Source organism: Actinacidiphila alni, assembly GCF_900112845.1.
Lineage (GTDB): Bacteria > Actinomycetota > Actinomycetes > Streptomycetales > Streptomycetaceae > Actinacidiphila > Actinacidiphila alni.
Genome location: NZ_FONG01000027.1, coordinates 23,071 through 29,493, shown reverse-complemented (window position 1 = coordinate 29,493; position 6,423 = coordinate 23,071). Strand labels below are relative to the sequence as shown.

3 protein-coding genes are annotated in these 6,423 nt (G+C 67.9%); 1 reads left to right on the top strand and 2 read right to left on the bottom strand.

Translation table 11 applies throughout. The annotated features are described in order from the left end of the window. Nucleotides 1-594: 594 nt before the first annotated feature. Nucleotides 595-1,134, top strand: a complete 540-nt coding sequence (locus BM076_RS31715; protein ID WP_143120693.1) for a hypothetical protein — start codon at nucleotides 595-597, stop codon at nucleotides 1,132-1,134. Nucleotides 1,135-1,212: 78 nt separating this feature from the next. Here BM076_RS31715 and BM076_RS31710 read toward each other — a convergent pair whose 3' ends face one another. After that, nucleotides 1,213-1,497 (bottom strand): hypothetical protein, encoded by a 285-nt coding sequence (locus tag BM076_RS31710; protein ID WP_093717204.1) that lies wholly within the window; start codon nucleotides 1,495-1,497, stop codon nucleotides 1,213-1,215. Continuing rightward, nucleotides 1,494-6,332, bottom strand: coding sequence for a MobF family relaxase (gene mobF / locus BM076_RS31705; RefSeq protein WP_093717203.1), 4,839 nt, complete (start codon nucleotides 6,330-6,332; stop codon nucleotides 1,494-1,496). Before mobF ends, BM076_RS31710 begins: the two co-directional genes overlap by 4 nt. Between the last annotated feature and the right edge of the window lie 91 nt (nucleotides 6,333-6,423).

The window sequence follows — 6,423 nt, the reverse complement described above, 5'->3', positions numbered from 1 at the left end:
ACCGCCTTCGGTGTTCACCACGGAAGAGAATGGGATATCGCTATGACACTGCAGCGTGGGCGAAGCGGTGATCTCGGGCTTGAAGTCATGCCATTGATTGAACTTGCTCTGCCGTCTCCCGATGGGCAGAAATCCCTGAGTGAGCGGCACGGCGAGACGGTGGATGCCATCAGTACGGCGTTGCACGACTCGCTAGCCAACCCCTCCAGGCTCCAGGGGTGACGGGCGCAATACGCTTTTGAGGCCGTAGTGGTCGCGCTCGGCGCAGTCCGCATGATCAAGACTGAAGACTCTGGGCTGTTCTAATTTGACAATGCGGAAGGTGATCTCCAGCCACCAGATTTCCGGATCGTTTTGGCTGACGGAGCCCAACTCCTCGTCGAAGTGAAGAATGTAGCACCAGTCGCGATGGGTCCGGACTATGAAGTTTCGGTGCGAGCAAAGAGTATGGCTGCAGCCCGCGCATATGCTCAGGCCACGGGCGGTCGACTGCTGTATGCACATTTCTGGAGTTCTCTACAGATGTGGTCGTTGGTCGACCCCTCAGTGTTTCGCCTGGTCGGATCCCATCAGCGACTTTCCTTGATGGATGCTATGAAGCAGAACGAGATGCATCTCCTCGGGGATGCTCTGCTCGCTACCACGCCACCTCTCACTTTCTCCGTGACCATGGACCGGGACAGGGAACGGGTCGTGGATCAAGCTCACGATAGCGAGACCCGCCGGCTCACTATCGGCTCAGTGGAACTGCTTAGCGCGGGAAATGTCATTACGGACGCCGGTGAGAAGAACCTCGCTTGGTTTCTGATGCTGCACGGAGGTTGGAACGCGAGTGAGCAGAAGGAATTTGATGCCAACGGACGAGTTGAGAAACTAGTTTACACATTTACTCCCGACACCCCGAACGAAGATGCGGATCGGGAGATTGAGCAGCAGGGATTCGCCGTCCTCGGCGCCATGAGCCGCCTGTATACCCTCAGGTTCTTGGAGGCCACAACAACAGAAGGAGGCGATATCCGGGCCCTGCGCGAGGAGCCCGTCCCAGCCCTACTTGCGCGACTTGTTCCGGCCGAGTATTGGGAACGCGAGCATGTTCTTCCTATCTGGCGACTGGAGGTGCGCCCGGCTCATTAGGTGCTGTAGCGCCTGGTTGCACTTCACCACGGCAAGCGTTAAGTCGACGATGGCCGTCAAGGTAGGCTCGGTGCTGGATTACGCAGCCGGAAGCGAGATCGTCCCGGTCAGGGCGGCGTGGAGCGCTGCGGTGAGAACGGCGATCTCGCGGCGCAGCTCGTGGTTCTCCTGCCTGAGCGGATTGTCCCTGTCGGGGTCGGATGCGAACGTCGCGTCCATCTCCTGGAGCTGCGCGGCGAGATCGGCGTGGTCCTGGGCGCCTGCGGCGACCGCGAGCCGTGCGGCGCGCTTGGCGGCGAACTCGGCCAACTGTTCCTGCTGGTTGCCGGTCATCGCCTTGTCGTTGCCGTTGGTGTCCGTCATAGCGTTCTCCGTTGCGAGTGGTGGCTGTCACTGCCTGTTCCCGTGGGCGCGGCAGGCGGGACGCGTGACCCAGCTGCGCCGGCGGCATACCGGTCGGCCGGTCTGTCGTGCGGACGGCCTTCGGATTCCCGCCGGCGGCGGATCTCGTTGAGATGCTGGTGCGTGCGGGAGCGCTGGAACAGAGTCAACGCTGCCTGCATTTCCGCGAGTTCTTCTTGATTGTCGCTGCGATCATTGTCGCCGAGGGGATCGCTGCCGTCGACCCCGTTCAGCAGGCGGTAGGTGTCGATGGCCGTGACGAGGATCCTCCACTGTTCCGCTTGCACATCGTCGCCGGGCCGCGGACTGGGAATCTCGACCACCCATGGCTCGGGCGGTTCCGCGCCGCTCATGACGTGTGTGAGTGCCACGTCCGCGAAAGCGTTTGCGGAATCGGTGAGGACCGAACGGTCGGCGGCGTTGGCCAGGTGGCGGTTCAGCATGCGGCGCTGCGCTCCCGCTGCGGTCCGGGCGGCGATCCGGATGCCGCTGGCCGGATCCTGCGGCCTGCTCAGGGCGGCGGCGGTCGCGCGAGCCCGGCGCCCCGTTGTCCGGACGCGGTCGTGCAGGGACGTCCATGCGGCGAGGTCCTCCGCCCGGGGCGGTGGTTCACCGATACCGTCATCGCTCTCCGGGGTGCTGTGACGGATCCGCCACGCGAGCGCGAGTGCTGCGGTGCGCTCCCACTCGCGGCGCAGCGGATGATCGTCGGACGGGACCGGCCCGAGTGGCCGCACCCAGTCCGGCCGTTCGGAGGCGAGGATGACACCGGCTTCCTCCAGCCGCTGGGCGATGACGGCGCGGCGCTCGACCATGTGGGCGCGCCACGCCTCGGGGGTATCCGGGTCACGCAGGGAGTCGGCGGGTGCGAGCCAGTCCGGCAGGTCGGCGCCATGGTCGGGCCGGAGGGCCGGGCGGTCCGGGAGCTGTTGGCGAAGTCTTCGTTCGGCCGCGATCCGATCGACGATGACCTGCGCGCCGGCGAGGCGCTCATGTGCGTGGTCCTGCCGATGGAAGTTCGTGCTCAACTCGGCGATGGTGGCGGTTACCGGTCCGCTTGCGGTGTGGGCGGCGCCCGGGACGGACTCGCGCTGCCAGTCTTCTCGCATCCGGTCCCGCCTGTTCATCCGGCGACGCAGCCTCTGTTCCTGCCGGAGGAGCGCCTCTTCGCGCGCCACAGCCGTGCCTTCCAGCAGCGGCGCGTCCGTACGGCGGCCCGACCGCCGGGCGGTCGCGATCGACTCCGCCAGTTCAGCGTGCGTGAGGTGACCGTACGGGCGTAGCGGCCATGCCGGACTGGGGAGACCGCCGACGACAACGGTGCGGGGCTGGCTGGCGACGGCGGCATCGGCACGGCGCAGTTCGTCGAGCGCGGTGCGGCGGTGCCGCTGTGCGAGGTCGAAGAGATGCTGCAGTTGTTCGTCGGCGAGGTCTTTGAGGGGCCGGCTCCTGCCGGGTTCTCTTTCGCGCTTCGCTGCACGGGAAAGTGCTTGAGCCCCTTCGGCGAGCCGGTTGTCAATACGCCAGGCAAGCACCGCGGAGGCGTCGTCGGCGTCGTGGAAGTCGCGTTCTGCGTAGGCGGCGGGGACGAGCCGGGTCAGGTCCCAGCCCTGCTTCTCGGCGTCGCGCAGCGAGCGTTCGAGCACGCCCCAGGCTTCCGCGCCGATGAACCACTCCGCTGCGCCGCCGAGGACGCGCCGGAGAACTGCCTGGATGCGGACGCTCGCAGCCCGGGCGTTGACGTCGGTGTATTCGGCGGCGAGCTGACTGATTGAGTAGGCCCGCTCCTGCTCGTTTCGGATCACATCGTGCGCCGAAACCGACGCCTGGCGGGATGCGGCGACGGTCTCCAGGACGTCGCGGACGGTCTGGCCGCTGCCGTCGGTGGCGACGTAGAGGCGGTTGCTCAGCTCTCCCCGGGTGGCCATGACGTATGCCGACTCCCGGGAGGTCGCGGCCGTGATGAGACCGTGGGCGGTGTGAATGCTCAGGCCCTGCGCCCGGTGCACGGTGCAGGCGTATCCCAGCTCGGCCTGCTGTTCCAGGTAACCGGCGGGCAGCATCACGCGCCCGCCGTGGCCGGTGTGCCGGACCTGGGCGGCACCGCGCGGGCCGATCGATTCGACCACCCACTGGTCGCCGTTCTTGACGTGGTCTCGCGCGCCGCGGACCGGGAGCTGCCGGGTGTTCTGGCGCGTCACGATGAGGTCGCCGACGCCAGCGTGGACGTCATCGCGAAGAGTTACAGAGCGGCGCATGTCGACAGCCCCGGCGATGACCTGGGCGGTGTGAGCACGGGCGTTGAGGTCGCGGACGCTGTCGGCCGAGTCGGCCATCATGATGGTGTGCACGCCGGCGTCCGTGTCGGCCTGCCAGGCGGCGAAGACGTCGGCGAGCATTTCCTCGCGTGTGCCGCCGACCACGCGATGGTGATCCAGGTACCAGCGGAAGGCTTGGGCCGGGTCGCCGTCGCGCAAGGCGAGGGTGGCCTGGGCTTCGGCGGGGTCGGAGAACCGACGCAACATATCAAGGTCGACGTGCACCGCGGCCGGATCGCGGGTGATCTGGCGCAGCAGGCCGCCGGCTTCGACCGAGCCCAGCTGGTACGGGTCGCCGACGAGGCGGACCAGGGCCCCTGCGGCGGTCGCTTCGGCGACGATGCGAGCGAGGTTCTGTGATCCTGCCATCCCCGCTTCGTCGACCAGGATGACGTCCCCGGGCCCCAGCGCATAAAGGTCGGCCAGGGTCGCCGATTGCCGGAGTTGATGTGAGCCGCGCCGGGCCGGGGCCGCCTTTCTGCGCACGCCGGGGCGCCTCCGCGGGCGGCGCGGTTCTCGCGATCCGGAGGAGGGAGCGACGATTCGCTCCCGTTCGGCCAGCCAGCTATGGAGGGTGAAGCCCTTGGTGCCGAGCGCGTCCCCCAGCACTTTGGCCGCTCGTGAGGATGGCGCGAGGGGGATGAGCCGTCCGCCTCCGGCGGTCACTGCCGCGCGCACAGCTTTCAGGGCGGTGGTCTTTCCCGAACCTGCGGGCCCGGTCCCGGCGACGACCAGGCGGTCGGAGCACGCGAACTCTTCGGCCAGGTGCCGCTGCCCCGGGTCGAGCTGCGGGAATGTCGCCGAGACTGCGGAGAACTCGGCGCGTGCCAGGGCAGGAATCACCCGGGCGCGCGCAGCATTCAGGACCACTGCCTCGGCGTCGAGGACCGCCCGGGACGTATAGAGGTCGGCTTCGCGGCGCCGGTAGATGCTTGAACCACTGCTGCGTTGCAGCGGCGCGAACGGCTGGTGGAGGTCGGGCGGATTGATGCTGAGCGAGGCTTTCAGGACGGCACGGACAACAGCGTTGACCAGTTCGTCGTCAGCGCCCTGTCCGGCCGTGAGCCGCACGACATGCCGCCGGGTCTCGGCGATGACGTGGCGTTCGGCCCAGACCGCCCGCTGCTCGGACACCGTGGCCAGGACGTCCTCGGCCGCCTCGGCGATGTCGACGTCCGCCGGTCCGCCGGCCCTCGCCCCGCCGACGGCTGCTGCCTGGGCCGTTCGGAGGAGACGAGCCACCCGCTGCTCACCGACCGCGCGCACCGCTGCTGAACGCCAGCCTTTTCGCAGGGCCTCAAGGGAGGACCGCTTCTTCTTCGCCGGGCGGGTCTCCAGAGTCGCCTGCTGGATCAGCGCGGCCCGTACGGCGGCCGTCGGCTCGCCGCGGTGCTGCTGGCCGTACGCGCGGAGAAGTTCATCCAACCGTTGTCGTATGTCCTTCGTCCGCCGCGAGTGCGGCTGCAGTGCGGCCCTGTCGAATCCCGTGATACCGATCACCGGGCGCTTGCCCGCCGTAACCTCTCGCTCTTCCGCCGCCAACCCTAGGCGTCGGCAGACGAGTTCGACGACGCGCTGGTTGTAGTGCTCGGAGGCGGCGACGCCCATGGCGTAAAGCAGTTTCCCGTCGAGCGACCGCCACTTGCCGTCCAGGCCGCGGACCTTGTTGGACACCACCACATGGTCGTGGAGCAGCGGCTCGCCGAGCCGGTTGTCGAAGTGCCGGAACCTCGTGGCGATCAGGCCGCCGGCGACGTCCTCCTGGGCGATTCCGTTGATTCCCGTGCGGGTGGCGAGCGCGTGCTGCTCGATCCACCGAAGGGTTTCACGCACGGCAGCGTCGTGGCACTCCACAACGGCGGCGCACACGGCGTCATCACCGAGGCCGAACAGGCCCTTGCTGATGTCCTCCGGTGCGCGCATCACCAGATCCCAGCCGGCCACCGCCTGCTGCGCGGGCGCCTCCTGCGCGGAGATGTAGCGGCCCAACTCCTCGCTGCTGCGCGGCGAACGGCCGAAGCCCTCGCGGAATGCGACCGCGCCGACTTTCGCGCGCAGTTTCCGGCGCTCCTCCGGTCCTGGCTCCCTGCCCGTACGGGCGGTGAAGGTGTCGACGGCGTCCTGGATCGCCGCGGTGAGCGGGCCGCTGCGGTCGTACCGGTAGTACCGCCGGCCAAGGCGCGCGCGACGGGTCGCTGCTGCCACGGACAGCCCCTCGTCGAGCGCGGAGCGGATGATCGTGTCGGCGTTCGGGTGCAGTCCCTCGCCGTAAAGGGCGGCCATCTGCTGCTCGGTGACGGTACCCGCCACCCCCAGCGCCGCCGCTCCGGCGCCCATCCAGATCCCCGGCGGGTTGCCGTCCGCCGTGTAGTAGTCGCCAAGCTCGCTCTTGACGGGACGCCGCGCATCGCCGGCCGCCGTCTCCTGGACGTAGTAGCGGTATCCATCCCCAGCAGAGAGCTTGTGGATGGTCATCATCTACTCAATGTACCTAGTGTCATTGTGAATGCAAGAGCTTTGAGCGTGAAGATGCGGGGTGCGGAGAAGGGGAGTTGGCAAAGGCGAGGAA